Source organism: Maribacter aestuarii (assembly GCF_027474845.2).
GTDB classification, from domain to species: Bacteria; Bacteroidota; Bacteroidia; order Flavobacteriales; family Flavobacteriaceae; genus Maribacter; species Maribacter aestuarii.
In genome coordinates, this window is sequence record NZ_CP107031.2 from 3184683 (window position 1) to 3211288 (window position 26606).

Here is a 26606-nt window from a genome sequence, read left to right on the forward strand (position 1 = left end):
TGATGTCATAATTAAAGGCTTTCACACGTAAAATTCCTTTTTACGCTCTGTTTTGGTCCTTGCATTTTTGAACCTCCGGCCTTTTCTTCCAACATCATTTTTACCAGTTCGTTGCGTTCTTCTTTTATGGCCTCGCGCTGCTGTTTGTCCTTTTCTAAATCAAAATAGGTAATTCCTTCAATCACGGTTTTTTCCGCTTTCGTGTAAACGGACATCGGATGGCCCGACCATAGCACAACATCGGCATCCTTACCTACTTTAATACTACCAACACGATTATCTAAATGCAATAATTTTGCTGGATTTATTGTGACCATTTTCCAAGCTTCCAGTTCGGTCATCCCACCATATTTTATGGTTTTGGCGGCTTCTTGATTCAATCTTCTTATCATTTCACGGTCGTCACTATTAATGGCTACGGTAACGCCTTGTGATTGCATGATGGCCGCATTGTAAGGAATGGCATCGTTCACCTCAAACTTATAGGCCCACCAATCACTAAACGTTCCAGCACCTACGCCATGTTCTGCCATTTTATCGGCTACCTTATAACCTTCTAAAATATGGGTGAACGTATTCACACGGAAACCAAATTTCTCTGCGACCTTCATCATCATATTAATCTCACTTTGTACGTACGAATGACAGCTTATAAAGCGCTCACCGTTAATAATTTCGGCCAATACCTCCATTTCCTCATCATAACGATAGGGCTTACCGGCTTTCTTATGATCATCATATTCCTTGGCTCGTTGAAAGTAGTTCATGAAGACTTGTTCCACCCCCATACGGGTCTGAGGAAACCTGGAAAAGCTCTGCCAATTGGATTGCTTTACATTCTCGCCCAGAGCAAATTTTATAAACTTAGGGGTGTTGTCGTAGATGAGCCCATCGGCCTCTTCACCCCATTTTAATTTAAGGATGGCGGACCTTCCTCCAATTGGATTAGCGGATCCGTGTAATAATTGCAATGAAGTTACGCCTCCGGCAAGTGATCTGTAAATACCCATATGTTCGGGATCTACTACATCTTCCATCTTTACTTCGGCAGTGCTATTGTGGCCTGCCTCGTTCACGGCCAAAGCAGCAATATGACTATGCTCGTCTATAATTCCCGCCGTTAAATGTTTTCCAGTGGCATCTATCACTTTAGCCCCCCCAGCACCTAAATCCTTACCTATTCTTGCTATTTTACCATTTTTTATCAGCACATCGGTATTTTCAAGGATACCATCGGCTTCACTGGTCCAAACGGTCGCATTCTTGAACAATATATCTTCTTGTTTAGGCTTAGAAGCAAATCCATAACCTAGATTAGGAAAGGTAACAGGCATTACCTTAGGGGCCTTGGCCGTTTCATCTTCTTTATCTTTTTCTTCAAAAGCATCTGTTTTTGACGCCGAAAAGAAACTTTCTGTTCCATCCGGTAATAGGAGTCGCCCGGATAGGTTATCTACATCTTCGGTGACGGCACCTATCATTCTATAAGTTTTATCTCCCTCGTCTGTTGAGAAGGATAGCGTAAGCCAATTATCCTTATAAGCAATTTTGGAAGTCAATTTAAGGGTATCTTGTTTTACCTCTACCTTGGGTTTAGAAACTTCACCAGTTATGGCGACATCAAAAGTTTTTCCTTGTAACGTAAGCTTATAATCTCCACGGATATCCTTTATGTCCATATCGTTGACAATATTTTTGTTGCCTTGTACCCAATTTTCATAAAGGGTAGTAGACTTGTCAAAAATATCTCCGGAAGTAATCAGAAAGTTGGCATAGCTGCCCGACTTTAAAGACCCGATTGAGCTTGATTTTCCAAGAATTTGTGCAGGAACCGTGGTCAACGCCTCCAAGGCCTTGGTCTTGGAGAGACCATATTCAATAGCTTTCATTAAATTGTCCTTAAACTTGGACATGGATTTAAGGTCGTACGTAGTCAGAGAGAAAGGAACTCCATTTTCCGCTAGGACTTTGGGATTGGTCGGTGCCTGGTTCCAGAATCTCATATCCTCTAATGAAACGTAACTCATTTGATACGGGTCCGATACGTCATAGGCTTCCGGAAAATTGATTGGGATAATGTACTTGGCGTTGGTGGCCTTGATTTCAGCAATACGCTCAAATTCGTTTCCGCCACCCAATATGACATATTGAACTCCGTTGGCGTCCCCAATCTTATCGGCACGCAAAGCATTGCCCTTATCCTTTGCCTCAAAAATTTGAACCAGTCCCCTGTTTTCGATTAGAGCTTCCAGAGAGCGGTCTTTTGTTTTAGCATTACCTTTTGAATACCAATCCGCATCACTATACATTTGTCGTAAGAGAGCCAAAGCTCCCATGAGTGAAGTGGGGTAAGATTGCTTCTTCAAGACACTTTTGTCCAAAGAAAAGTATTGAGCGGAACGGTCATCCAAAATACGATTGGCGTCCGAGCCTTCTCCGTTTAAAGCAATGAGCACCCCGGTTCCTCTTACTATACCATCTTGAATATGTGAATTCACAACCCCAAAACCGGCCTCACGTAGTTCCTTGGCAGCCTTATCATCATATTTATACTTGGTGATGGCCGAATTTTCCGGCATTATATGATCGTTCCAGTAAAAACCTTCACGTTCCGCATCATATTGAGATGCTCTACCACCGCCAGGGCTTCTTTTAGGTTGTTCCACGGCAAACTTTGAATATGCATCTATAAATGAGGGATAAATTGATTTTCCAGATAAATCCACGACTACGGTATTTTCAGGTATGGAAACGCTTGAACCAGCGGATACGACCTTGCCATTTTGTATCAATAATGTACCTTTCTGTATGACTTCAGAAGGGGTGACATAAATTTTGGCATTGGTGAAAGCGGTGTAATTGTTATTGTTAGCCTTTACACCATCATTTACTGGAAAATAGTCTTGTGAAAAGAGAGTTGCACTACACCAAAATAGGCATAGTACCAAAATGCTTTTTTTCATTATGAGTTAGTTTGATTAGTCCTTTTAAAAATAAGATATGTAATAGTATTAAGTATCCCTTTTATACTTTTTAACATTCTTGAAAAGAAGAAAAATGATTTGTTGGCTACATACCAAGAAAACCGGACCTTTTTTAGGTAAAATAATCTTATTCTAAAAATTACCAGAACATTATAAAAAGAGTTAAAGCGGATGTTGCTTGTGATAAGCAACTAGTAGCGATACAACCGCATTATAACTCTGTATTCCTTTGGATTGGTTATTGGCCTTTAAAAAAGAATTGAAAATAGATTTGAATACAGGCTCCGTCGGATTTTCATAATTGGCCCAGAAGTCGCTCATCTCTTGAAAATTGAGCTTTACGCCTCCATTTAGGTCTTCTAAAAGGGCATCGAACATAGCAATGTCCCTTCTTCTAATATCGTTTAAACAATATCCAAGACCATAGGAATAGGCCGCATATTGGAAATATATGTCAGAATTACTGGCCGTGACCAGATACCCTATAAAGTTAGTTTCGTTTTCCGCGGAATAGCCTAGCTGATGTGCCATTTCATGACCGGTCACCACTGGAAATCTAAAATTGGGAAGTAATCCATTTACCTGGGCCTCATTGGTGAACGGATTTAGATACCCCGCATACCCCATATAGGATAGTCCTGTGTTAAATAAAGATTTTTTTACGCTCGGTGTTCTATATTCCAAAAAAGGATATTCATTGGATAAATGGGTATAGCCTTCCAAACTTTTTTGGAATATTTTTGATTTAGAGTAGGGTATGTTAATTGGGCTAATAGAATCTCCGGCTATTTTGTTTTGAAGGGCGTTCGTTTTGGCTATTAACGATTTAGTAAAGGAGACCAGTTCTTCGTAATCTGTGGACTCCTTTAGTGCTAAAGTATTGGAGAGTGGTTGGCGATAATAGTTTAACCCCCACATAAGATTAAAAGTGAAATATGCTATGGAAAGAACCATGATTACATCTCGTAAAAAAGATATTTTGTTGATTAGGATAGAGCGCCTGTTTCGGTAGATATAGGCTAGCGCAACTATGGTCAATGATAAATAAATGATGTCTCCTACTGAAAATGGAATCCATCCGAACAAAAACCGAAAAGCTCTTGATGTTACCGGATAAATACCTTGACTATAATAATTTTCGACCCATTCAGGTTTAGTCGCCAACCATCTAACAAGTAGTATTTGGGGTAAAAGGGAGAGTGCAATACCAGTTTTGAGGGATATCTTCATTGGGTCAAAAATAGCGAAATCCTTTTTCTATCCGTATTTTTACCTGCTTTACTTATACGCAATGAGCAACACGATTTTTCAGCTGGAACCAAAATTGATTTGGGAACAATTTGCCAACCTTAACGCCGTACCAAGACCTTCTAAAAACGAAGAAAAAGTTATTGCTTTTATGATGAACTTTGGTAATAACCTCGGATTTGAAACCTTTAAGGACGAGGTGGGCAACGTGATAATCAGGAAACCTGCTACTCCCGGTTTTGTAAATAGAAAAATGATTACGCTCCAATCGCATTTGGACATGGTGCACCAAAAGAATGCCGATACCGAATTTGATTTTGACACACAAGGTATTCAAATGTTCGTTGAGGGAGATTGGGTGAAAGCGAAGGGCACTACACTTGGTGCGGACAACGGTTTGGGCGTGGCCACAATAATGGCCCTTTTAAAAAGCAACGATATTCCCCATCCACCTTTGGAAGCATTGTTTACGATTGATGAAGAAACGGGTATGACGGGTGCTTTTGGATTAAAGGGTGGCATCCTTAAGGGTGATATTCTATTGAACTTGGATACGGAAGAAGATGATGAAATCGATATTGGATGTGCTGGCGGAATTGATGTCACTGCAAAAAGACACTACAATGAAAAGTCTTCAGTTCATGGGGACATAGGCTTTGAAATAAAAGTTAAAGGTCTCAAGGGAGGGCATAGCGGTATCGAAATTCATAAAGGCTTGGGGAATGCCAATAAAATAATGAACAGGTTGCTCTACACGGGCAGTAAATATAACATGAGAGTTGGCGCCTTACAGGGGGGCGGTCTAAGGAATGCCATACCACGGGAAAGTTGGTGTAAGGTAAATCTTGACAAAACCCATGAGGTAGCTTTCTTAGAACAATTTGGACTTGTTGCCGAGGATATAAAAAAGGAATTGAAGGTAATGGAACCTAACCTATCTATTATTATTGCTCCTTCTAAGCCTTCTAAAAGAGTAATGGGTTTAGGCGCACAGGAAAAGTTGGTTAAAAGTATATATGCTGCTCACAATGGTGTGTATGCGATGAGTGCTTCCATTCCTGATTTGGTAGAAACCTCCAACAATATAGCCCGTGTACAAGTGAAGGAAGGGGAAATCCTCATAAATTGTTTGACGCGTTCCGCCGTAGAGACCGCAAAAATGGATTTGGCGAATGCCCTTAAATCTACTTTTGAACTCGCTGGTTTTGAAGTTGAGTTTAAGGGTTTCTACCCCGGATGGAGTCCTAATCCGGACTCGGAGATTTTAAGAATTACTAAGGGTATTTATAAGGATTTATTCAAAGAAGAACCAAAAGTTGTCGCCTGCCATGCTGGTCTGGAATGTGGAATTCTGGGACAATACTACCCGAATATGGACATGGTGAGTTTTGGACCAACTATTTTAGGCGCCCATTCTCCAGATGAGCGGGTAAGTATTTCGTCTGTACAGAAATTTTGGAAATTTCTTTTGAAAATCTTAAAAGAAACACCGGTCAAGTAATAAAAAAGCCCACCAAACGGTGGGCTTTTTTCTTTTTAAATCGGTCCAGCCTATTGACCTGTTCCCGTAATTTCTACGTCAAAAACCAACTCAGCGTTTGGAGGAATAGGTCCACCGCCCTGTTCACCATATCCCAAATGTGGTGGAATAAACAATCGGACTTTTTCGCCAATATTCATATTGAGAAGACCTTCCCTAAAACCAGGTATCATGGGCATATCTTTACTGTAAGGTATGTTAAGGGCCGACATATCTCCACGGTGCATCTTGGTAATCTCTTCCAATATTCCGTATTCTTCTGCTACATCGGTATAATTAGTGTCGAAAAGCGTTCCGTCAGCTAGGTACCCCGCATACATTACTTGAATATTATTTCCAACTGTAGGCTTCTCTTCAGTACCCTCATTCAATACTTTCATTTTTAAACCGGAGGGCAATGTTTGAGCCGATTCCTTTTGGCTTGTAATTTCTGAAGCGAAAGCGGTTTTTATTCTATTTACTTCGGCCAGTTTCTCCGCTTTTTCCTTTTCAATTGCCGCCAGACGTTCTTCCTCATTGGCAAAGTAATCCGTCATTAGCTGTACCGCATCAAACTTTCTTGCTTCTTTGCCGTTACGGATAATTTCAATTGTATTCATTTTTACGGGTTCTACGGGTTTATTTCCGGCACCAACTGGAACATTTGCAATAGAATCTAACACGTTCATACCCTCAACAACTTCCCCGAAAACCGTATGTACACCATCCAACCAGGGAGTTGGCTTATGTGTGATGAAAAATTGACTTCCATTGGTCATCGGGCCAGAATTGGCCATGGACAAAATTCCTTTTTTATCATGGATTAAAGAATCATTGAACTCATCTATGAATCTGTATCCTGGATTACCTCTTCCGGTACCCTCTGGATCACCGCCTTGTATCATGAAGTCTTTCATTACTCTATGAAAGGTGAGGCCGTCATAATACTTCTTACCTTTAAACTGGTCACTTACGAACGTATTTTCACCCTCTGCCAAGGTAACAAAGTTGGCTACCGTCACCGGGGTTTTTTCGTGTTCCAACCGAACAATTATATCTCCTTTTGTAGTTTTAATATCTGCAAAGAGTCCGTCACCCAAATCTGCTCTTTTACTGGTTTTACAACTGGCCATTGCTAGGGCAATCACCATTACTACATACATTTTTTTAAACATCATACACTAATTAATTTTCGTTGTTATTTCCTGATTTTTCAATTTTTAATATGGTTATGGTGGATTTTAACGGGACATTAGTTCCTATTTTGTTATTATCCCCGTGATAACCGTATGCTAGGGATGAAGGAAATAAAAAAGTGGCCTTTTCATTCTCCTTCAACAATTTTACGGCATCCCTAAGTCCTTGAAACAATTCCTCCTTATCAACTCTGTATGCTATATTTCCAATGTCATTTTCGGAATAAATCGTGTCGTTTTCCAGAGACAATATATCATAAGTCATTGTAACGATATCATCTGGTTTAGGAGTATATTTTGCCGTATCGTTTACCACTAAATAGTGGTACCACGAACCCGCTGCACTATTTATGTAGTGCTTCAATGAATCATTCTCAATAATTTTCTTGATTTTTTGTTCCTCTGCTAGAAGTAGTTTCCTGTTCCTTTCTACCGATTGTTTGAAAAAGCTACCACTTTTTCGTTGTATAGGTTTTCTTGGCTCGGGACCCTCACAACCAATACCAACAATCAATGCCAATAAGAATAGTAACTTCCTCATTGTGTTAACTCTTTCTGGTAGCGCGGTAATAACGATTTAAAGTAGGCAGTGGTTTCACTAATATTTTTATTGCTTTTTCCTCCGGCAGCATTGGTATGGCCGCCACCTTCAAAATGGTTTCTTGCGAAATCATTTACGGAAAAGTCACCAACCGATCTGAACGAAATTTTCAGTATGCCCTCTTCTTTGTTTTCAATAAAAATTACAGCAAATCTGATGCCTTCCAAAGTCAAACCATAATTTACTAAGCCCTCTGTATCTCCCTTTTGATAGTTATATCGATCAAGCTCCTCCTGGCTTAACGTAGTGTATGCAGTGCTAAACTCCTCTAAAATGACCATATTTTCTAAGGCACAACCTAATAAATGTAATCTACTTGGCGAATTGGTGTCGTAGATTCGGTGATGAATCTCGGTATTTTCAGCACCCTTGTCCATCAAATCGGCAATTACTCTATGCGTATCACTCGTGGTTGCTTTAAATTTAAAGGAGCCGGTATCCGTCATTATACCTGTGTAGATACAATTGGCCATTTCCGCATTTATTACTTCCACATCACCCAAAAGGGAAATGAGTTTATAAACCATTTCGCAGGTAGAACTCATAGCAACATCCGAATACATAATCTTCGCATAATCGGAAGGTTGTTGGTGGTGGTCTACCATTACGAAAGTTGCTTCGGCACTTTCAAGATTTTCGGTCATTTGACCAACACGTCCTAGATGGTTAAAATCTAAGGTAAAAATCACCTCTGCTTGTTTTATGCATTCTTTGGATTCGGTATTCTCACGTTCGAAATTTAAAATTTCGTTTGCGCCTGGCATCCATTTGAGAAATTTCGGATAATCATTTGGAGATATTACCGTGGCTTCGTGACCTTTTAATTGTAGGTAGTGCCAAAGGGCCAATGTAGAGCCAATTGCGTCTCCATCAGGATTTTTATGAGGTATAATGGCTATTCTCTTAGGTGATGAAAGTAGCTCTTTTAGTGCATTGAGATGCTCAAAATTCATGGGCGCAAAGATACAATTTAATACTAAAGTCTTTAAATGTAAAGTCCTATTTTTATCATGTAAAAAATCGGATATGAAAAAATTTAAACTTGCCTGCATCGTAGTCTTTATAATCTCCTGCAATGCCAATAAACCCATTTTAGATTCAAATTCAAGAGAAGATTTTACTATTGCCTTTGGTTCTTGCAATAAAGCCTCACTTCCCAATTTGCTTTGGGACGACGTACTCAGCTCTGACCCGGATGTATGGATTTGGGGAGGGGATATTATCTATGCGGATACAGATGATATGTCAAAATTGAAAAGAATGTACGACGAACAGGATGCTGTTGAGGGATATAAAAATTTGAAATCCAAAGTTGGTATAATTGGAAGTTGGGATGACCATGATTATGGATTGAACGATGGTGGAGTAGAGTTCAAGGCTAAAAAGGAAAGCCAGCAGGAGTTTTTGGATTTTATGGATGTTCCAGCGAATAGTCCCAGAAGAAATCAGGAGGGTATCTATACAACTCACGATTATGTCTTGGAAGAGGGGGCAATTAAGGTCCTGGTTTTGGATACACGATATTTTAGAACACCCCTAACACCGGATACGGAAACCGAAAAAAGAATTAAACCTAATGCGTACGGCGAAGGTACAATTTTGGGTGAAACGCAATGGAACTGGTTGGAAACCCAATTGAAAAACTCCAACGCCGAGTTCAACGTAATAGTTAGCAGTATACAAGTATTGTCCAATGAACACGGTTTTGAATGTTGGGGTAATTTCCCGCATGAGGTAGACCGACTTAAGAATTTAGTGTCAAGTTCAGGGGCAAAGGGAGTGATGATATTGTCTGGAGATCGCCATATCTCTGAGTTTTCCCGTACTGAGGTGGAGGGAACGAGTTATCCTTTGATAGACTTTACTAGTAGCGGTCTTACCCATGCTTACATCGATTTTAAAGGTGAGAAAAATCCTTTTAGAGTAGGAGAGGTTGTTAAGACGGAAAGTTTTGGATTGGTGGACTTTGATCTTAAAAATAAAAGTGTACGAATGCGTATGGTAGGAGACGCCGGTAAATTGCTGGGCTCATTGCAACAAACCTATTAAAAGTTGTAGGTTATAGGGAAAACCGTATTTTTGCGCAAAATTTAAAAAAATGAGTACAAATAGAACATTTACGATGATTAAGCCAGATGCCGTTGAGAATGGCCATATTGGTGGCATTTTAGAAAAAATCACGGCAGCCGGATTTAAAATCGTAGCAATGAAATACACGCAGCTGAGTAAAAGGGATGCTCAAGAGTTCTACGCAATTCATAAGGAACGTCCTTTTTTTGGAGAGTTGGTGGATTTTATGACAAGAGGTCCTATAGTAGCCGCTATTTTGGAGAAGGAGAATGCAGTTGAAGATTTTAGGGCTTTAATTGGAGCAACTAACCCGGCTGAAGCTGCGGAAGGAACCATAAGAAAGCTATTCGCTACCGATATTGCGGAAAATGCGGTCCACGGCTCCGATAGCGATGAGAATGCAGCTATCGAAGGTGCTTTTCACTTTTCGGGAAGGGAGATTTACTAATTCAGTAATTACATAAAAGAATATTAAAACCGGTCCATACGACCGGTTTTATTATCTAAGTACTATTTTCTTTATCAAATTCTTACCTAGTTCTTCATTTAGCATGGTGATAATTTTTGATTTGCCCAGACTAAGCTCTTCACGTAAAACGGATGACGATAGGGATACGAACAAGGTGCCGTTACGTAATTCTATTGCAGTAGTGTAATTGTCGACTCCATTACCCATTAGCGCCTTCCATGCTTCTCTAGTGTCTACCTTATCAATTCCTCCTTGCAATTTATTTTTTTGAATAAATGCGGAAAGAGCCTCTTTCATGTTCAGATTGTCGTTTTCACGTTTTGCCATCAGTCGGAAACATTTATAGGTTCAAAACGTTTGTAGTGATAAATTGTACCCTCTTCATTTTTCAGTGAAAAATTTTCATTGGATAGCGAAACGATAATTTCCTGCCAACTACTTAAATTGTTTTTATAACGAATCGTAAATACCTCGTTTTCTTCCAAAATGGTAAAGGGTTCGGCATCGTCCGAGGTTTCAAAACTACCATCAAATTTTGGGTTTACCTTTTTGCGAAATCCCTTTAGACCTTCCAATTGAAAATAATCGACATTCGAATTGATTTTGTATTCTTTCGTATTGCCGTCGGGAAATTCAACTTCCGATATCTCCCAATAACCGTTTAACAAGGTCAATTTATCTTTTGTAACTGTGTTACAAGAAAAAAGAAGTGAACAAAAAAAGACAATTAAATACCGACTCATATCACAATTTAAAAATTTTATAGGTTTGATGAATCTTTTTAACAACGTCCTCTGTACGTTCGGCGTGGGTATCACTGACGAAAATTTGTCCAAAATTCTGCTGGTTTACCAAAGAGATGATATGAGACACACGATGTTCGTCCAATTTGTCAAAAATATCATCAAGCAACAATATCGGGGTAGTTTTGGATAGGTTTTGCATAAAATGGAATTGTGCAAATTTCAAGGCTATTAGAAACGATTTTTGCTGCCCTTGGCTTCCAAACTTTTTAATTGGATGCCCCATAATATCTAAACTGAGGTCGTCTTTATGTATTCCCACGCTAGTATATTGTAGAGCCCTATCTTTTTCCAATTTTTTATCGAGCAATTGCAGGAGATTCGTATCTAATAACTTACTATCATAAGTTAGGCTAACTTCTTCGGAATTACCCGTTATCGCTTTGTACTGTTCCTTGAAAATGGGGATAAATGCTTGAAGAAACTCGAGACGTTTCTGGAATATTTCTGAACCATAGGTGTTTAGCTGCTCGTTATACACCTTAAGCGAGGTAGCATCGAAAGTATGATTAACTGCAAAATATTTTAGCAACGAGTTTCGCTGTGCCAGCACCTTGTTATAATTGATTAAGGACTGTAGATAGGCCTTATCGGACTGTGAAATTACACCGTCCATGAATTTTCTTCGGATATCGCTGCCTTCTATGATTAAGTCACGATCGGCTGGAGAAATAATTACTAGAGGTAAGAGTCCAATATGGTCTGCAAAACGCTCATAGGCTTTGCCATTCCTTTTAATTATTTTTTTAGTATTTCGTTTTAGACTACAGACAATTTTTTCTTCCCGGCCATCTTTCTCAAAAACTCCGTCAATTACAAAGAAGTCTTCATAATGTTTAATGTTTTGCGATGAAATTGGATTAAAGTAACTTTTTCCGAAGGAGAGATGATAGATGGCATCCAAGATATTGGTTTTACCCACCCCATTATTGCCTACAAAACAGTTGATTTTTGAATCGAATTCGAGATTTTTCGATTCAAAATTTTTGTAATTGATGAGCGATAATTTTTTAAGGAACATTAAAATTTGATGAATTTAAGATTTGGATGGGTAGAATTGACCCTAAAATATCCAAAAATAACGAATAAATACGCTTCAGGATTTCAATAAAAACTTTATTTTTGCGCGACCAATAAAATTAGAGATGGCAACATATAAGAAAAGAGGATTTAAACCCAAAAACAAGGCTGAAGCTCAAGAGTTTGACGAGCAGGAAAGCACAACGGCCGAGGTATTCAGCACACTGGATGAAGGTGCTTCCAGGTCCGAGGAATGGGTGTCTAAAAATCAGAATTATATTTTAGGAACCATTGGTGTTATTGCCGTTGCCGTTTTGGGGTACCTAGCCTATAATCAATTTGTGCTCAAGCCAAAGGAGGCCAATGCGGCTAATGAAATGTATTACCCGCAGCAATATTTTGATCAAGCACTTGCGAGCACCACGGCAAAGGATTCGTTGTTCACGTTAGCGTTGGAAGGTGGTGAAGGTAAATATGGTTTTTTAGATATAATTGAGGAGTATAGCGGTACAAAAGCGGCAAACTTGGCCAATTATTCAGCCGGTATGGCTTACCTTAATATGAATAAATATCAAGAGGCGATAGATTATTTAGAAGATTTTAAATCGGATGACCAAATCTTAAGCGCCTTGTCACTTGGTGGCTTAGGTGATGCTTTTATGCAATTGGGACAACCTGAGGATGCACTGGGTTATTATGAAAAGGCATTTGCGGACAGCAACAATGAATTCACCACTCCAAAATTTTTATATAAGGCGGGTGTTACCGCTTTAGAAATGGGTAATAATGAGAAAGCATTGGATCATTTTCAGCGTATAAAAGACGAATTTCCGAATTCCGAAGCTGCCAAATCTATTGATGCTTTTATCGGAATGGCTAAAAGTGGAGCGTAATGGCTACTGCTAACAAAAATTTATCGGTTTACGATAAAACAACGATCCCAAACGCGAAAGACCTTCGGTTTGGGATCGTTGTTTCGGAGTGGAATCCAAAAATTACCGAAGGGCTTTTTAAAGGTGCCGAGGATGCACTGTTGGATTGTGGGGCGAACGCTGCTAATATAACACGTTGGAATGTGCCGGGTAGCTTTGAGCTTACTTTTGGTTGTAAAAAAATGATTGCAACAAGTGAAGTGGACGCTGTTATAGCCATAGGCAGTGTAATTCAGGGAGAGACGAAACACTTCGATTTTGTCTGCAGTGCTACCGCTCAGGGAATTATGGATTTGAATGTTCTGACCGATGTTCCCGTTATTTTTTGTGTACTTACCGACAACACCATGCAGCAAGCAATTGACCGCAGCGGCGGGAAACATGGCAATAAAGGAACGGAAGCGGCTATAGCGGCCATCAAGATGGCTACATTGATTCAGTAAAACCCTGATGTAAGGTCAGACTTAAATAAATCCTTTTGTTTTTCTGCCTGGTTTTTGTAATTGGACTTGAAACTTGTCTTTGAGTATGTCTGTTAACAAATTTTGGCAATACGGACAGTGCCCTTTTTTCGATTTTAAGTAACTTTGAATTATGGGTTTTCTGAGTAAAATAACGCGATTGCGAAAAAATAGGCAATTCGATTATCAACCAAGATATTTTGATGATAAGGGGAAAGGCAATCCCTATAAAATAGAAACAAAATTCGATAAATTTAGAAGTACCACAGCCAATCAAAGAGGTCTTAAAAATAAAATTTCTAATGCCCTTAGTGATGCCAAGCGGCAAGGTGACCGTAATATTAAGATACGTATGGCGGTTATAATAGCAATTTTGGTTTTTTGCTTTCTTTATATCATTGATTTTGACCTATCCATATTCTTTTCTTAAAAAATGGCAGATATAATTAGACTTTTGCCAGACCATGTAGCCAATCAAATCGCTGCGGGTGAAGTAGTTCAAAGACCTGCATCCGTTGTAAAGGAACTTTTGGAAAATGCTATTGATGCACAGGCTACGGAAATTAAACTGATAGTTAAGGACGGCGGCAAGACACTGATCCAAGTAGTGGATAACGGAATAGGAATGAGCGGTACCGACGCCCGTCTTAGTTTTGAGCGTCATGCTACCTCGAAAATTGAAAAAGCAGAAGATCTTTTTAATCTTAGTACTAAAGGATTTAGGGGTGAGGCACTTGCTTCTATCGCGGCAATCGCTCATGTAGAGATGATGACGCGAACAGGTGAGGACGAAATTGGTACGCACATAAAAATAGAGGGAAGTAAGGTAATAAGTCAAGAAGTTGCGGTCGTTCCTAAAGGAACATCCATGTTGGTTAAGCATCTTTTTTTCAATATACCTGCCCGGCGTAATTTTTTAAAATCCGATCAAGTTGAATTCCGTCATATTACGGATGAATTTCATAGGGTAGCTTTGGCGCATCCTCAAATTTCATTTTGTTTTTATAATAATGGGGGAGAGCTTTTTAATCTTCCAGAAAATGATTTTAGAAAAAGAATCGTTCATATTTTCGGCAGAAAATCCAACGAAAAATTAGTTCCGGTTACCGAGGACACGCAAGTTGTTAAAATTTCAGGCTTTATACAAAAACCTGAGTTTGCCAAAAAGAGTAGGGGGGAGCAGTTTTTTTTTGCCAATAATAGGTTCATTAAAAGCCCATACCTTCATCACGCAGTTCTGGGAGCATTCGACGGACTTATACGGCCGGGAACACATCCTGGTTATTTTCTTTGTTTGGATGTAGATCCCGCTTCCATAGACATCAACATACATCCCACCAAAACAGAGGTTAAGTTTGACGACGAGCATACGCTTTATGCCATATTAAAATCGTCTGTTAAGCATAGCCTAGGTCAGTTCAACGTTATTCCAGCGTTGGATTTTGAACAGGACCAGAATTTAGAAACACCTTACAGTTATAAGGATAAGGGCGTTAGCCTGCCAAAGGTTTCCGTTGATGCCGCTTTTAACCCGTTTCAAGTAGTTGAACATAAAACGAGGGTAGGACAGCACTATAGCAAGACCAGTACAAAAGGTTGGGAAAATTTATATCAAGGCTTTGAAACTCCAATAAATAGGGATGGTGCTAGTAACTTGGAGTTTGAATCGGAAACGATCAATGGTTCAATTTTCAGTTCGTTTAACGAACAATTGGATACCATAGGCACCACATTCCAGCTTCGAAAAAAATATATCATTACAACAATAAAATCCGGTATGGTCGTCATTAATCAGAGTAGGGCGCATCAACGGATACTTTACGAGGATTTCTTAAAAAATATAACTATAAAGAAGGCTGTAAGCCAACAATTACTATTTCCACTTTCTTTATCTTTTTCCTTGGATGAAATTGAGATTTTAAAAGAAATAAGGAACAATCTATGTGCAGTAGGGTTTGTTTTTGGTACTATTGATGAAAATGTAGTAGAAATTAAGGGAGTTCCTGTTATTGTTACAGAAAGTGAGGTGCAAATGGTCATGGAACAACTAATTGCCGATTATCAGATGGAGGTTGCCGTAGATAGTTTCTCTCAAAGCGATATGTTGGCAAAAACCTTGGCAAAAACCTTATCCGTTAAAACAGGCGAAGTTTTGGATGAGCAATCACAAACGGCATTGGTTAACGATTTATTCGCTTGTAAGGAAACTACGTTGAGCCCGTTCAACAAACGCACTTATATTACGATTACGGAAAACGATTTGGATAGAAAATTTATTTAGATGGGAAGATTAACCGAGGCAATTAAGCACTTACTTATTATTAATATTTTATTTTTTGTTGCTACGCAATTGTACGGGGAACAAATGTATGAATGGTTCTCCCTATGGTTCCCAAAAAACGAGAATTTTGCACTTTGGCAAATAGTTTCGCATATGTTTATGCACGGTGGGTTCATGCATATACTTTTTAACATGTATGCCTTGTATGCATTTGGATCGCCTTTAGAGCAAATGTGGGGAAAAAATAAGTTTCTATTCTTTTACTTTTCTGCCGGGTTGGGTGCTGCATTAATTCATACAGGTGTAAATTATTATCATTTTAATGAGGGGCTAAGTGCTTTAGTAGATTCGGGTATACCAGAACAAAATATAATTGAAATTATCTCTAGCGGGCAGTACAGTACGGAATGGTATTCCGTTGCAGGTAAATCCACTATAGATAATTTTCTAAGTGCGTATAATACCCCTGCTGTTGGTGCTTCAGGTGCTATTTACGGAATTTTGGTAGCATTTGGGATGTCCTATCCCAATAGTGAGCTGTTCCTAATTTTCTTGCCTATTCCTATCAAAGCCAAGTATTTCATTCCTGTATTAATCGGATTAGATTTATTTTCGGGAGTTACCGGCTATGGTCTGTTTGGACAGGGAATAGCACATTTTGCACATGTGGGCGGAGCTTTATTCGGTTTTTTAATGATGTGGTACTGGAAGAAAAACCAGTTTACTAAAAATAGATGGAATTAAAATGGCGCAAGGAAATTTAAAATATCAATTCAGCCGATTAAATATTGCGGAAAAGCTAATAGCCGTAAACGTATTGGTTTTTATAGTCAATAGTCTGTTCCCTTTTTTATTGGGACTTTCCAAAAATAGTATTGTACAATGGTTTGAGCTACCAAAAGATTTCTTTGATTTTTTTATGCAACCTTGGTCGATAATTACGTATTCTTTTTTTCACGGGGGATTCGGGCATATTTTTTGGAATATGTTACTGATATACTTTGTTGGGAGAATATTTTTGAATCTATTTGATGGTAGACGTTTTTTAAACGTATACCTCCTTGGGGTTATATTAGGGGGGCTTTTCTTTATATTGGGTTACAATATTTTTCCTGCTTTTTTTAATGTGACAGCCTATCTTATAGGTGCCTCAGCGGGAGTTAGTGCTGTTTTGATTTTTATATGCACCTATATTCCTAATCAAGAAGTCCGTCTAATTTTTTTCAATGTTAAATTATGGTATATAGGAGCTTTCGTGGTTTTAATGGATTTGATTCAATTACCCTATAGTGGTAACGCAGGCGGCCACTTAGCACATTTGGGAGGTGCGCTTTTGGGCTATTGGTATGCAAGACAATTATTAAATGGAACCGATATTGGAGCTGGTTTTTCGAGATTTTTAGATACTGTAGTTAATATGTTCAAAGGAGGGGATAAAAAAGCTCCTTTGAAAACGGTTTATAAGAAAAAGACGTCCAAGAATACTTCCAGTAACTCCGGTAAGGATTATGACCGACAAAGTCATCAAAAGAAGATTGACGCTATTTTAGATAAAATCAGTAAGTCGGGTTATGAGAGTCTCTCCAAAGCTGAGAAGGATTTCTTGTTTCAAGCTGGTAAGGAGAAGTAACGGGAATGAAAAAACTATCATTCTTCAACAAATTTGTATTTGTAATCAATCTCATTACGGGGCTCTTACTTTTACTGGCCTGTATGGTTCCGTATTCCACTTCGGCGAGTTTTTCTTTTTTAAGTCTGGGAGTTCCCCTTTTGGTTATTTTAAATATTGTTTTTTTTATTTATTGGTTAACTAAAGGGAAGTATATCCTCTGGTTCTCAATAGTAATATTGATTATAGGTTACGTATCATTAGGTTCATTTGTTCAGTTCAAATTGGATAAAGATTCTATTGACGATAATCAGTTGAAGGTGATGACCTACAATGCTTTTGGTTTTGGCGGCTACGGAAGCTCTAATTCTTCCAAAGCATCAAAAAAAATTGCGAATTTTATTGAGACCGAAAATCCAGATATCATAAGCTTTCAGGAATATAGTCAAAGAATAAATAGAACAGAAGTAAAGGATGATTATCCATATCAATATGTTAATGGAGGATATAGTAGTAATGAAAATCGTGTTATTCAGGCTATTTATTCCAAATATCCAATTATCAATGAAGGTGTTCTTGAATTTCCGGAAAGTGCAAATCATGCCATTTATGCAGATATTGCTTTAGAATCCGATACAGTGCGCGTTTATAATCTCCATTTAGAATCTTTGAATATTCGACCAGGAATGGTCAAAAGAGAAAGGTCGGACCGGCTTTTTAAAAGGCTCCGGAATTCTTTTGCCAAGCAGCACGAACAAGCCCTTATATTTCGAAAAAATGCTGAAAACTGCTCATACGCTAAAATCGTTTGTGTAGACTTGAACAACACCCAATTCTCAAGTGCCTACCGTATCATCAAAGGCAATATGAACGATTCGTTCGCAGAAGAAGGTACCGGTTACGGTAAGACTATTTATTTTTGGCGTTTTCCATTTAGAATAGACTTTATTCTCGCAGATCTAGAACTAGAGGTTTTGTCACACAAAAATTACAATATTGGTCTTTCTGACCATGAACCTGTAATGGCTTCTTTCAAGCTAAGTTCCAAGGAATAGACAATCTACATAGTCTGCCAGGATATGAATGAGGAATGCAAGTCCCCAGATACGAGTTTTTGGAATAATGAAAAGTAGTACATAACAAGCAATGGCCCAGTAGCTGTGCAATGGATGAAAATTGATACTACAGCGTACGGCATCAAAAATGGGATTTGCAATCAGGTGGTCAATATCAATAATAATTCCAGCTAAAAGCACAAGAGCCGCCCTTAGACTATCTTTTTTGTAAAAAACTAAAGCAACCAAAATGGGCACTACAAAATGAATCCCATAATGTAGGAGGAACCTAGACATTCGTAAAATCTATTTTTAGTTGTTTTAAATACTTAGTTGCTTCCGGACCAATGTTGAATATTAAATCCAATATACTTTGGTTTGGTATGAAGTTGTGCCTGTCCCCAAATACTTGATTATAGGGCGCGTATTTTATATTGAACTTCTTTTTGGCATCCACCAATGACCTATAGTCTTTTGTATTCTTAGTAGCCAGCTGAAATTCCTCTGATTTTGATGAAGGCATCTCTACTTGTAGCAAATCACAAATGGTTTCAATGGTTTTGAGATTATACTCTAGTAAATACTCGTATTGCGAATCATACATTGTTCGGATGTCATCCTCATAATATTCAAAAAAAGGTGATGTCCTATAAGCGGTTTCCAACGTCCTCCAATGTTGTCTCTGCCAATTGTAGGAATTATCAATCCTTACTTCCTTATACAATTGTCTGCCCTGTGTATTGCCAACGTGGACTATAGGTATGCTCAACACATGTAAACCACGATCTGTACAAATTTTCGTTCGATTCCTATAGGTTTGTTTTTGATAATTATCGTGAACCTCCCAACAGACTTCATTTTGAACGATTGCCGCACTAGAGGCTATGCTGAGAAAATACGTAGGATGTAAAAGAATCATCTTATCTGTTTTTCCGACGCTTCCAGAACCAATTTCCGATAAAGTAGGCAACCAAAAGAATAAGGAAATACTTGAAATAAGACTGCGGCTCACCATCTCCGTTAACCGTTGTGAATATTCGGTCCCAGCGAGGCCTCCAGTTGGACATGCTCTGGGTGAAATTATCAAAACTCATCCAAATAAAAATTGGTGTTCCAACGATATGGTTTTCTGGGACATAGCCCCATGCGCGACTATCTTCAGAATGGTCCCGGTTGTCACCCATCATCCAGTAATAATCCTGCTTAAAAGTATAGGAGTCGGCCACCTGTCCGTTTAGACTGATTTGATTGCCGGATACTGCAATGGTATTGTGCTCGTAATCCCGTATGATTTTTTTATATAAAGGCAATACTCTAAGGTTCAAGGGCACCGTAGCACCTTTTCTTGGAATATAAATGGGTCCCATTTGACTATAGTTCCATGGATAATCCGAGCTTTGGGGAAAGAGGTTGATGCCTCTCTTTCCTTTGGGTATGACCTGACGAACAACAGAATCGATACTGGCATCCTTTCTTAAGGTAACGACCATTTCATCCGTTAGGGGGACTAATCTTTCCCTATCCGTTACTTCTCTTAAGGACAGACCATATTTTCTAATTACATCCGTAGGTATTCCAGAACTTTTGGTATAAAGTTCCAATTCGCCATTGGCAGCCTGATTGTAACCCATCAAATATTCGTTCAAAACATTTGCCTGTTCTGGATTCACCTGATTGGAAAGGTATTTTCGTGTAAAATCTGTCACACCCAACTTTTCAAGTAATCTAGAAGAGACTCCTTTAGAGCTGTAAAGCAGGTAGTCATACTGTGGTTTGGCACTTCCAGGTAATTCCAGTTGCTGTCCATCAACATATACATAACCGTCCCTAACCTCTAAAGAATCTCCAGGCAGGCCAACACAGCGCTTAACATAGTTGGATTTTTTATCAATGGGTTTTTTTACCCCGTCCTCTTTTTTAAAGAAGACTCGAACGGTATCCGCTGGCCAGCTGAAGACAACAATATCGTTTCGGTCAACTTTTGTAAACCCGGGAAGCCTAAAATAAGGCAACTGTGGTTTGTTCAGATAGGAGCGTACCCCTAAAATGGGTAATGTATCATGAACCATAGGTGCGGCAACCGTAGTCATTGGTGTCCTTGCTCCGTAATGAAATTTACTAACAAAAAGGAAATCGCCAACCCGCAACGTGCGTTCCAAAGAGCCCGTAGGAATTACATAGGGCTGTATGAAATAGGTATGTACCAGAGTTGCCGCAACTACGGCAAAGACAATGGAACTCACCCATTCACCCATGGCCGTTTTAGGTTGTAGACTACGGTCTTGGATATAGCTTACATCCAAAGCGTAGTTCACATAATAAATATAAAAACCTAGTGTTAGAACTACCAACCATGATTCTAAAAGACTATTTCTACCAAAACTCCGTATAGTCTCTACCCAAATAACAGGAAACATCAATAGATTAATTATAGGGATAAACAATAATACGACCCACCATTTAGGACGGTTGATTATCTGCATAAGTATGACGGCATTGTAAACGGGGATGGCCGCCTCCCATGCTTTTCTGCCCGCCTTAACATATAATTTCCAAGTTCCTAAAAAATGGATGACCTGTACAATAAGAATAAAAATAATCCATTGTGTTACGTTCATAAAAATCTTATTTGTTGTTCAATATGGCAAAATTAAGCTTTGCCATTGTTTTAAAGGGTTTGTTGTGTTACTCAAAGTCTATAGGTAGGTATAAGCCATAATTGTTACTCTTTTTAACCCATGTTTAACACATCTCTCATTGTGAAAACACCTTTTTTTCCAATTATCCACTCGGCCGCAGTAACCGCACCCAGAGCAAATCCTTCACGGTTATGAGCGGTATGCTTTATTTCTATACTATCAACTTTGCTTTTATAATTGATCACATGTGTTCCGGGAACGTTTCCTATTCTTTTAGAGGTGATGGAAACGGTTTTCTCTTCCTTTCCGTCCAATTTCCAATTTTCGTAATCAGAATTAGAAACGATTCCTTCCGCAAGGGTAATGGCCGTTCCACTGGGTGCATCCAATTTTTGTGTATGATGTGTTTCTTCTAACGATACTTTGTACTGATCCAGATTTCGCATCATTCCAGCCAAATAATTACTCAATTCAAAAAAAATGTTCACACCTAGACTAAAATTGGAAGCATATATAAAGGCTCCATTCTTGTCGTTGCAAAGTTGAACGACTCTCTCATAATCTTCCAACCAACCTGTGGTCCCACAGATAACCGGTATGTTATGTTCTAAACATTTCTGGATATTGATGAAAGCAGACTGGGGCATGCTAAAATCAATGGCAACATCGATATTGGAAAAGTCTATTTCAGCAGTATTTACGTCAATTTTCGCAACAATTTCATGATTTCTTCCTAGCGCTATGCCTTCAATCATTTTTCCCATTTTCCCGTAACCGAACAACGCTATTCTCATCTTAAAATCTTATAGTTAAGGCCATCCCATAGGTAGGGTCATTGGTAACCTGGTTCAAATCCAAAAATGGCTCAAAATCAAAACTAAGGTCGTCATCAATATTAAATTGTTTCAAGTGGGCGTCTACATTGGCATCTATAATATTCAAGGCATAAAGACCAATGGATACCACTAACCAAAGGTCTCTATCCCGTTGAAATCTTTCCTGTTGGTTCTCTAACCTATCCAAATCAAAAAAAGGGAACTGACCTTCTCCATTGAATTCATCATCATCGAATCCCGCTAACCGGCGTTTAAAGGCTGTTCTAAAACGTTGATAATTGTCGTTGTTCCAAGTATAGGCATAAATACTGCCACCGATTGCCCCATAAACAATAGGAACTTTCCAGTATCGCTTGTTATAGATTTGTCCCAAACCAGGAAATACAGCTGAATAAAAAGCGGCTTTACTGGGAGCTAAAGGATTAAAGTTCTTCTTCTTTTTAAAGAGTGAATCCTGCATGATTACGCCACTTGAACGTAATGTTGATTTGAGACTATCCGATTCCGTTGTTTTTGGTATACTGTCGTTTTCCTCTTGTGCGTTTAAAATGGGCAAGCAGAAGCAAAGTATCAAAAATGTGGTTACAAATTTATGCACCGGTAATGCGATTTACAATGCGCTCAAATTCTTCTTCAGAACTATACGGAATTGTTATTTTTCCTCCAGATTTTCCGGAATGTTTTACTCCAACTTTGGCACCCAGATGCTCTTTCAGTTCGGTAACACCTTCGTTTACGAACTTGGGAATTGATTTACTGGTAGATGGCGAAGCCTTTGTGGGACTACCCGCACTATGATAATTTTTTACGGCATGCTCCGTATCCCTTACGGATAAATTTTGGCTTATGATTTTCTCGTAAAGCGCAATTTGATCTTGTTTCTTATCAATGTTTACCAATGCTCTTCCGTGGCCCATGCTCAAGAAGCCATCCCTCATTCCAGTCTGTATAATAGGGTCTAATTTTAATAATCGAAGATAATTGGCAATTGTAGACCTTTTTTTGCCTACCCGATCACTTAATTTTTCTTGGGTAAGGTTTATTTCGTCTATAAGTCGCTGATACGAAAGCGCAATTTCGATAGGGTCAAGATCTTGGCGCTGAATATTCTCGACCAACGCCATTTCCAAGGATTCCTGGTCATTTGCAATACGAATATAGGCAGGAATCGTAGTTAAATTTAACAATTTGGAGGCCCTATACCTTCTTTCCCCAGAAACCAATTGATATTGGTTAAAGCCGAGCTTTCTGACCGTTATAGGCTGTATAACACCTAATTCCTTAATGGAAGTGGCCAATTCTTGCAACGTATCATCGTTAAAATTGGACCTGGGTTGAAAAGGATTTACTTCTATGAATTCCAAATCCAATTCGATAATATTACCAACCACTTTGTCGGCATTTTTATCGGAAGCCGATTTAATATCATTTTCAGGATCTTTTAAAAGAGCCGAAAGCCCCCTTCCCAAAGCCTGTTTCTTCGTTGCCTTTGCCATGCTATACTTTCTGCTTGTTTTTCTTGACTACCTCGTTCGCCATATTTAAATAGTTACTGGCACCCTTACTCGCGGCATCATATTTTATTATGCTCTCCCCATAACTTGGGGCCTCGCTCAAGCGCACGTTTCGCTGTATAATGGTATCAAAAACCATATCCCCAAAATGCTTCCGCACCTCTTCTACCACTTGGTTGGATAACCGTAACCTAGAGTCGTACATCGTCAATAACATACCCTCAATATCCAAATCTGGATTATGTATACGTTGCACGCTCTTGATTGTGTTCAATAATTTCCCTAATCCCTCTAAAGCAAAATATTCACATTGGATGGGAATGATAACTGAATCTGCCGCAGTTAACGCGTTCAAAGTGAGTAACCCAAGTGATGGGGCACAGTCTATGAGTATATAGTCGTAGTCATTTTTTAAATCGGTGATTGCCTTTTTCATCATGTATTCCCTCTCATCCTTATCCACTAACTCAATTTCAATAGCCACGAGGTCTATGTGCGAGGGTATCAAGTCTACATTAGGTGAGGTGGTAGCAATAATACATTCTTGAGCCGTTTTCGTATGTTCCAAAAGTTGATAGGTGCCTATCTCTACAGCATCTACGTCTATTCCTAGACCAGAAGTCGAATTGGCCTGTGGATCGGCATCGATCAACAATACCTTTTTTTCCAGTACACCTAGCGAGGCAGCCAAGTTTACGGAAGTAGTGGTTTTGCCAACACCGCCTTTTTGGTTTGCAATAGCAATTATCTTGCCCATATTCAAAGTAAGTTTGGCTGTAAAAATACGATTAATTATGAGGGTGGTAAAAGGATTTTGTTAACACTAGGTGAATAACGCAACGATTTGCGTTAAAGACTGTTAATGAATAAAATCAATATTTGATAAAATACCAATGTTATCAAAAGTCTGTTGCTGAAGTGAATAACCACAGACCCACATAACATGACAGAGAACCTAATTAATTTGTTCTTCTTCTTTCCTCTTCGTTTCCGAATCCCCTTTCATTTACATTCACTTTTTGGTTTCCAAAACTATAACTTAGCGATACTCTTATAAATCGATTATTTCTATTCTGGCCGTATACCTGCCGAACTCCATTGACTGTGGAAGCCAGATTGTTCAGGCTCGAAGTATTGAAAATATCCTTCACGAAAACCGATGCCTTTAGATTTTTGTTAAAAAATGATTTAGAAAGGCCGAGATCGACACTCCACATTTCTCCAAGGGTGAACAAATCGGATTTGGCGAACGAATCGTATCTCATGTCAAGCTGTAGTTTGGTCACGTCATTAAGTGTAATCGTATTGTTCGATGACAAAGAATAGGAGAAACCGTTTTGAGGTATTGCGTTTATCGGCTTGATAAATTTGGTCTGGATATTGACCAGGTTGAAACTGTTTTGACTCTGTAGCCAGTTCAGCGTATTAAATAAATAACTTTCCCCGAAACCATAGGTATTTTGGTCGTAAAAGTTTTCTCGGGTAACTATTTGGGTCTGGTTCTCGATATCTGAAGTAAAAATGATTCCCGATGCATCTACTGTACGATTAAAGAAAATGTTGGTCGTCAATTTATTTTTAAAGGTGTGTTTGAATTCGAATACATCGGTAAAAGACGGTTGTAAAAAAGGATTTCCTTCACTGAAAGTATTACTGCTAACATATACGCGAAAAGGATTTAGGTTGCGATAGCTTGGCCTTCTAATGCGTTTCCCATAGCTAAATGTCATACTGTTGTTTTCGTTCTTTTCATAAGACATGTAAGCCGTCGGGAATATTTTCAGATAATTGTTTTTGTTGGTCTGGTTCAAGTTTTCGGAGAAACCTTCCGTTTGGGTGTTTTCAGCGCGAAGTCCTAGTTGTAGATTCCATTTCTCATTTATTTTCTTTGAGCCGTTCACATAAATAGCCTGGTTGTTTTCCATATAACTGAAGATGTTCGAAGTGTTAACGTCTAATTCGGGCGCGCCTGAATCCGTATTGAAGTTCTCGATGTCACTTTTGCTTTTAGTGGAACTTACCAGAAATCCGTAAGAAAGGTTTAAAAAATCAAAGGGATGTTCCATATCGCCTTTAAAGGTGAAGTTCTCGATAGATTGATTTGAAGTAGTGATAGCAGCGGCATTCACATTCAAGAATTCCATATTGGGAGAGAAGCTTTCCGTTCTGAAATTTCGTTCTTGATTGGAGTCATAGTAAAAATAATCAACATCAAAAGATAATTTTCTTCCCAACGTATCCAATGCTGTTATTGTATGTAGATTGACGAGGTGGCTATTGATATCCTGTAGGCTATTGCCATCATTGATCAACAGCGAGTCCAAGGTATTCGAAGCATTGAAAATATTGGAAATAGATCTGTCCCTAATATCGGGTTGTCTATTATTGCCCAAGTACTGCACGCCTACCGTTGATCTGTCGCTTACTTCATAATCGAGGAGTAAACGACCAGAAAAAGCGTCTTCATTATCTTTGGTCGTTATGTCGATATCCCATGTACTTTCAGGATAGTAGACTTGAAAATCTTCTAAACCGCGCAACGAACCATCGGTTTTGTCAAGGCTAAAGGAAACGTTCCATTTGTTTTTATTGTATAATAGGCTGTTTCTCAATGTCAGGAAGCTATGTGTATTGATGTTTTGAATTGCCGAAGTCGTATTTTTCCAAGAATTCTGCACTCCCTTCTTCAGTACGATATTGATGAGGCCTCCATTGCCGGAAGCTTCATATTTTGCCGGTGGATTCGTAATCACCTCAATTTTTTTGATATCATCGGCAGAAATCGAGTTGAGATAGCCCACGAGTTCGGCGCCGCTCAATGGAAAAATACGTCCGTTGATCATGACTTGCGAATTTCCTCTACCGAGCATACTTATTCCATTGTCGTCTACACGTAGTCCCGGTGCAATTTTAAGTGCATCTAAAGCGTCACCGCCCGCTGCGGTGATATTATTTTCAATATTGAAAACAATCCTGTCCGGCTTTTGATCGATAAGTTTCTTGGTGTAGGATACGACCACTTCATCGAGTGCATTGGCTGCTTCTTTCAATATGATTTCGCCAAGGTCTACATTTAGTTGTAGATTAATGTCTTTCTTGAAATCTTCAAACCCCAAAAAACTGATGACTAAATTATAAGTTCCTGATTCGGCATTTAGAGTAAAAGAGCCATTCTCATCGGTGATGCCACCGCTGATAATTTTTTCATCCTCCGACAATAGGACGACATTGGCCCAGGCTATCGCTTCGGTTTCGCTTTTGACATTTCCAGTCAATTTGAACTGAGCGTTTAGAAATAAGGGTAGAAATAATAACGATAAAATGATACTACGTTTCATAAGGATTGTTTTTGTCTATTTTCGTTTCGAC

Annotated in this window: 26 protein-coding genes; 10 read left to right on the plus strand and 16 right to left on the minus strand. The window is 38.9% G+C overall.

Going from position 1 to position 26606, the window contains the following annotated elements; translation table 11 throughout:
* Positions 1 to 11: 11 nt before the first annotated feature.
* Both N8A89_RS14605 and N8A89_RS14610 read right to left on the minus strand, forming a co-directional pair.
* The gene (locus N8A89_RS14605; RefSeq protein WP_289644509.1) at positions 12 to 2963 is read right to left on the minus strand and encodes an amidohydrolase family protein; all 2952 of its coding nucleotides are present in this window, start codon (positions 2961 to 2963) and stop codon (positions 12 to 14) included.
* Between the two features lie 183 nt (positions 2964 to 3146).
* On the minus strand, positions 3147 to 4214 hold the full coding sequence (locus tag N8A89_RS14610; RefSeq protein WP_281542896.1) for a DUF3810 domain-containing protein: 1068 nt from the start codon (positions 4212 to 4214) through the stop codon (positions 3147 to 3149).
* Between the two features lie 61 nt (positions 4215 to 4275).
* Here N8A89_RS14610 and N8A89_RS14615 point away from each other — a divergent pair, with 61 nt between their 5' ends.
* On the plus strand, positions 4276 to 5733 hold the full coding sequence (locus tag N8A89_RS14615; RefSeq protein ID WP_289644510.1) for an aminoacyl-histidine dipeptidase: 1458 nt from the start codon (positions 4276 to 4278) through the stop codon (positions 5731 to 5733).
* Positions 5734 to 5783: 50 nt separating this feature from the next.
* Here the strand turns inward: N8A89_RS14615 and N8A89_RS14620 are convergent, their stop codons facing one another.
* Genes N8A89_RS14620 through N8A89_RS14630 form a run of 3 tightly spaced genes read right to left on the minus strand, consistent with a single transcriptional unit; the run spans position 5784 to position 8501 of the window.
* Positions 5784 to 6926 carry a peptidylprolyl isomerase gene (locus N8A89_RS14620; RefSeq protein ID WP_281543292.1) on the minus strand — a complete coding sequence of 381 codons (1143 nt, stop codon included), beginning with the start codon at positions 6924 to 6926 and terminating at the stop codon, positions 5784 to 5786.
* Positions 6927 to 6936: 10 nt separating this feature from the next.
* Positions 6937 to 7488 (minus strand): gliding motility-associated peptidyl-prolyl isomerase GldI, encoded by a 552-nt coding sequence (gene gldI / locus N8A89_RS14625; RefSeq protein WP_281542897.1) that lies wholly within the window; start codon positions 7486 to 7488, stop codon positions 6937 to 6939.
* Positions 7485 to 8501, minus strand: a complete 1017-nt coding sequence (locus N8A89_RS14630; protein WP_281542898.1) for a DHH family phosphoesterase — start codon at positions 8499 to 8501, stop codon at positions 7485 to 7487. Before N8A89_RS14630 ends, gldI begins: the two co-directional genes overlap by 4 nt.
* 73 nt (positions 8502 to 8574) lie before the next feature.
* On the opposite strand from N8A89_RS14630, the gene N8A89_RS14635 reads away from it, so the two are divergent.
* Both N8A89_RS14635 and N8A89_RS14640 read left to right on the plus strand, forming a co-directional pair.
* A complete protein-coding gene (locus N8A89_RS14635) occupies positions 8575 to 9597 on the plus strand; it encodes an alkaline phosphatase D family protein (RefSeq protein WP_281542899.1) in 1023 nt (340 codons plus the stop codon).
* Positions 9598 to 9646: 49 nt separating this feature from the next.
* Complete coding sequence (locus tag N8A89_RS14640; RefSeq protein WP_281542900.1) at positions 9647 to 10066, plus strand: nucleoside-diphosphate kinase; 420 nt, start codon at positions 9647 to 9649, stop codon at positions 10064 to 10066.
* Between the two features lie 51 nt (positions 10067 to 10117).
* On the opposite strand, the gene N8A89_RS14645 is transcribed toward N8A89_RS14640, so the two are convergent.
* The 3 genes from N8A89_RS14645 to recF all read right to left on the minus strand — a co-directional run bounded on the left by N8A89_RS14645 (position 10118) and on the right by recF (position 11911).
* Entirely contained in the window at positions 10118 to 10414 is a 297-nt protein-coding gene (locus N8A89_RS14645) for a DciA family protein (protein ID WP_281542901.1), read from the minus strand.
* Positions 10414 to 10761, minus strand: coding sequence for a hypothetical protein (locus N8A89_RS14650; protein ID WP_281542902.1), 348 nt, complete (start codon positions 10759 to 10761; stop codon positions 10414 to 10416). Before N8A89_RS14650 ends, N8A89_RS14645 begins: the two co-directional genes overlap by 1 nt.
* Positions 10762 to 10831: 70 nt before the next feature.
* Positions 10832 to 11911 (minus strand): DNA replication/repair protein RecF, encoded by a 1080-nt coding sequence (gene recF, locus N8A89_RS14655; protein ID WP_281542903.1) that lies wholly within the window; start codon positions 11909 to 11911, stop codon positions 10832 to 10834.
* A 124-nt stretch (positions 11912 to 12035) separates the two neighbouring features.
* Here recF and N8A89_RS14660 point away from each other — a divergent pair, with 124 nt between their 5' ends.
* The 7 genes from N8A89_RS14660 (at position 12036) to N8A89_RS14690 (ending at position 18248) form a co-directional block, all read left to right on the plus strand.
* On the plus strand, positions 12036 to 12803 hold the full coding sequence (locus tag N8A89_RS14660; protein WP_281542904.1) for a tetratricopeptide repeat protein: 768 nt from the start codon (positions 12036 to 12038) through the stop codon (positions 12801 to 12803).
* Positions 12803 to 13285, plus strand: coding sequence for a 6,7-dimethyl-8-ribityllumazine synthase (gene ribH / locus N8A89_RS14665; protein WP_281542905.1), 483 nt, complete (start codon positions 12803 to 12805; stop codon positions 13283 to 13285). Before N8A89_RS14660 ends, ribH begins: the two co-directional genes overlap by 1 nt.
* A gap of 178 nt (positions 13286 to 13463) precedes the next feature.
* Positions 13464 to 13733 (plus strand): riboflavin synthase subunit beta, encoded by a 270-nt coding sequence (locus N8A89_RS14670; RefSeq protein WP_347343931.1) that lies wholly within the window; start codon positions 13464 to 13466, stop codon positions 13731 to 13733.
* 3 nt (positions 13734 to 13736) lie between these two features.
* Entirely contained in the window at positions 13737 to 15584 is a 1848-nt protein-coding gene (gene mutL, locus N8A89_RS14675; protein WP_289644511.1) for a DNA mismatch repair endonuclease MutL, read from the plus strand.
* Positions 15585 to 16328 (plus strand): rhomboid family intramembrane serine protease, encoded by a 744-nt coding sequence (locus N8A89_RS14680; protein WP_281542907.1) that lies wholly within the window; start codon positions 15585 to 15587, stop codon positions 16326 to 16328.
* 1 nt (position 16329) lies between these two features.
* Positions 16330 to 17214, plus strand: coding sequence for a rhomboid family intramembrane serine protease (locus tag N8A89_RS14685; RefSeq protein ID WP_289644512.1), 885 nt, complete (start codon positions 16330 to 16332; stop codon positions 17212 to 17214).
* A 5-nt stretch (positions 17215 to 17219) separates the two neighbouring features.
* Positions 17220 to 18248 (plus strand): endonuclease/exonuclease/phosphatase family protein, encoded by a 1029-nt coding sequence (locus N8A89_RS14690; RefSeq protein WP_281542908.1) that lies wholly within the window; start codon positions 17220 to 17222, stop codon positions 18246 to 18248.
* On the opposite strand, the gene N8A89_RS14695 is transcribed toward N8A89_RS14690, so the two are convergent.
* The 8 genes from N8A89_RS14695 to N8A89_RS14730 form a co-directional block, all read right to left on the minus strand.
* Complete coding sequence (locus N8A89_RS14695) at positions 18231 to 18545, minus strand: DUF6122 family protein (protein WP_281542909.1); 315 nt, start codon at positions 18543 to 18545, stop codon at positions 18231 to 18233. The two genes, N8A89_RS14690 and N8A89_RS14695, sit on opposite strands and share 18 nt — an antisense overlap.
* Positions 18538 to 19167, minus strand: coding sequence for a WbqC family protein (locus tag N8A89_RS14700; RefSeq protein ID WP_281542910.1), 630 nt, complete (start codon positions 19165 to 19167; stop codon positions 18538 to 18540). Before N8A89_RS14700 ends, N8A89_RS14695 begins: the two co-directional genes overlap by 8 nt.
* A gap of 1 nt (position 19168) precedes the next feature.
* Positions 19169 to 20866, minus strand: a complete 1698-nt coding sequence (lepB, locus tag N8A89_RS14705) for a signal peptidase I (protein ID WP_281542911.1) — start codon at positions 20864 to 20866, stop codon at positions 19169 to 19171.
* A 113-nt stretch (positions 20867 to 20979) separates the two neighbouring features.
* On the minus strand, positions 20980 to 21681 hold the full coding sequence (gene dapB / locus N8A89_RS14710) for a 4-hydroxy-tetrahydrodipicolinate reductase (protein WP_289644513.1): 702 nt from the start codon (positions 21679 to 21681) through the stop codon (positions 20980 to 20982).
* A gap of 1 nt (position 21682) precedes the next feature.
* Positions 21683 to 22321 carry a DUF5683 domain-containing protein gene (locus tag N8A89_RS14715; protein WP_281542912.1) on the minus strand — a complete coding sequence of 213 codons (639 nt, stop codon included), beginning with the start codon at positions 22319 to 22321 and terminating at the stop codon, positions 21683 to 21685.
* Positions 22314 to 23219: a ParB/RepB/Spo0J family partition protein gene (locus tag N8A89_RS14720; RefSeq protein WP_289644514.1), complete on the minus strand. Its 906-nt coding sequence runs from the start codon at positions 23217 to 23219 to the stop codon at positions 22314 to 22316. The genes N8A89_RS14715 and N8A89_RS14720 overlap by 8 nt, the downstream gene beginning before the upstream one ends.
* Position 23220: 1 nt before the next feature.
* On the minus strand, positions 23221 to 23994 hold the full coding sequence (locus N8A89_RS14725) for a ParA family protein (protein WP_289644516.1): 774 nt from the start codon (positions 23992 to 23994) through the stop codon (positions 23221 to 23223).
* A 202-nt stretch (positions 23995 to 24196) separates the two neighbouring features.
* On the minus strand, positions 24197 to 26575 hold the full coding sequence (locus N8A89_RS14730; protein WP_281542913.1) for a TonB-dependent receptor domain-containing protein: 2379 nt from the start codon (positions 26573 to 26575) through the stop codon (positions 24197 to 24199).
* Positions 26576 to 26606 lie beyond the last annotated feature (31 nt).

Excerpts from the sequence above, each read along its gene's own strand:
- N8A89_RS14605 (WP_289644509.1), bottom strand. The coding sequence starts at position 2,963 with ATGAAAAAAAGCATTTTGGTACTATGCCTATTTTGGTGTAGTGCAACT.
- N8A89_RS14610 (WP_281542896.1), bottom strand. The coding sequence starts at position 4,214 with ATGAAGATATCCCTCAAAACTGGTATTGCACTCTCCCTTTTACCCCAA.
- N8A89_RS14615 (WP_289644510.1), top strand. The coding sequence starts at position 4,276 with ATGAGCAACACGATTTTTCAGCTGGAACCAAAATTGATTTGGGAACAA.
- N8A89_RS14620 (WP_281543292.1), bottom strand. The coding sequence starts at position 6,926 with ATGTTTAAAAAAATGTATGTAGTAATGGTGATTGCCCTAGCAATGGCC.
- gldI (WP_281542897.1), bottom strand. The coding sequence starts at position 7,488 with ATGAGGAAGTTACTATTCTTATTGGCATTGATTGTTGGTATTGGTTGT.
- N8A89_RS14630 (WP_281542898.1), bottom strand. The coding sequence starts at position 8,501 with ATGAATTTTGAGCATCTCAATGCACTAAAAGAGCTACTTTCATCACCT.
- N8A89_RS14635 (WP_281542899.1), top strand. The coding sequence starts at position 8,575 with ATGAAAAAATTTAAACTTGCCTGCATCGTAGTCTTTATAATCTCCTGC.
- N8A89_RS14640 (WP_281542900.1), top strand. The coding sequence starts at position 9,647 with ATGAGTACAAATAGAACATTTACGATGATTAAGCCAGATGCCGTTGAG.
- N8A89_RS14645 (WP_281542901.1), bottom strand. The coding sequence starts at position 10,414 with ATGGCAAAACGTGAAAACGACAATCTGAACATGAAAGAGGCTCTTTCC.
- recF (WP_281542903.1), bottom strand. The coding sequence starts at position 11,911 with ATGTTCCTTAAAAAATTATCGCTCATCAATTACAAAAATTTTGAATCG.
- N8A89_RS14660 (WP_281542904.1), top strand. The coding sequence starts at position 12,036 with ATGGCAACATATAAGAAAAGAGGATTTAAACCCAAAAACAAGGCTGAA.
- ribH (WP_281542905.1), top strand. The coding sequence starts at position 12,803 with ATGGCTACTGCTAACAAAAATTTATCGGTTTACGATAAAACAACGATC.
- mutL (WP_289644511.1), top strand. The coding sequence starts at position 13,737 with ATGGCAGATATAATTAGACTTTTGCCAGACCATGTAGCCAATCAAATC.
- N8A89_RS14680 (WP_281542907.1), top strand. The coding sequence starts at position 15,585 with ATGGGAAGATTAACCGAGGCAATTAAGCACTTACTTATTATTAATATT.
- N8A89_RS14685 (WP_289644512.1), top strand. The coding sequence starts at position 16,330 with ATGGCGCAAGGAAATTTAAAATATCAATTCAGCCGATTAAATATTGCG.
- N8A89_RS14690 (WP_281542908.1), top strand. The coding sequence starts at position 17,220 with ATGAAAAAACTATCATTCTTCAACAAATTTGTATTTGTAATCAATCTC.
- N8A89_RS14695 (WP_281542909.1), bottom strand. The coding sequence starts at position 18,545 with ATGTCTAGGTTCCTCCTACATTATGGGATTCATTTTGTAGTGCCCATT.
- N8A89_RS14700 (WP_281542910.1), bottom strand. The coding sequence starts at position 19,167 with ATGATTCTTTTACATCCTACGTATTTTCTCAGCATAGCCTCTAGTGCG.
- lepB (WP_281542911.1), bottom strand. The coding sequence starts at position 20,866 with ATGAACGTAACACAATGGATTATTTTTATTCTTATTGTACAGGTCATC.
- dapB (WP_289644513.1), bottom strand. The coding sequence starts at position 21,681 with ATGAGAATAGCGTTGTTCGGTTACGGGAAAATGGGAAAAATGATTGAA.
- N8A89_RS14720 (WP_289644514.1), bottom strand. The coding sequence starts at position 23,219 with ATGGCAAAGGCAACGAAGAAACAGGCTTTGGGAAGGGGGCTTTCGGCT.
- N8A89_RS14725 (WP_289644516.1), bottom strand. The coding sequence starts at position 23,994 with ATGGGCAAGATAATTGCTATTGCAAACCAAAAAGGCGGTGTTGGCAAA.
- N8A89_RS14730 (WP_281542913.1), bottom strand. The coding sequence starts at position 26,575 with ATGAAACGTAGTATCATTTTATCGTTATTATTTCTACCCTTATTTCTA.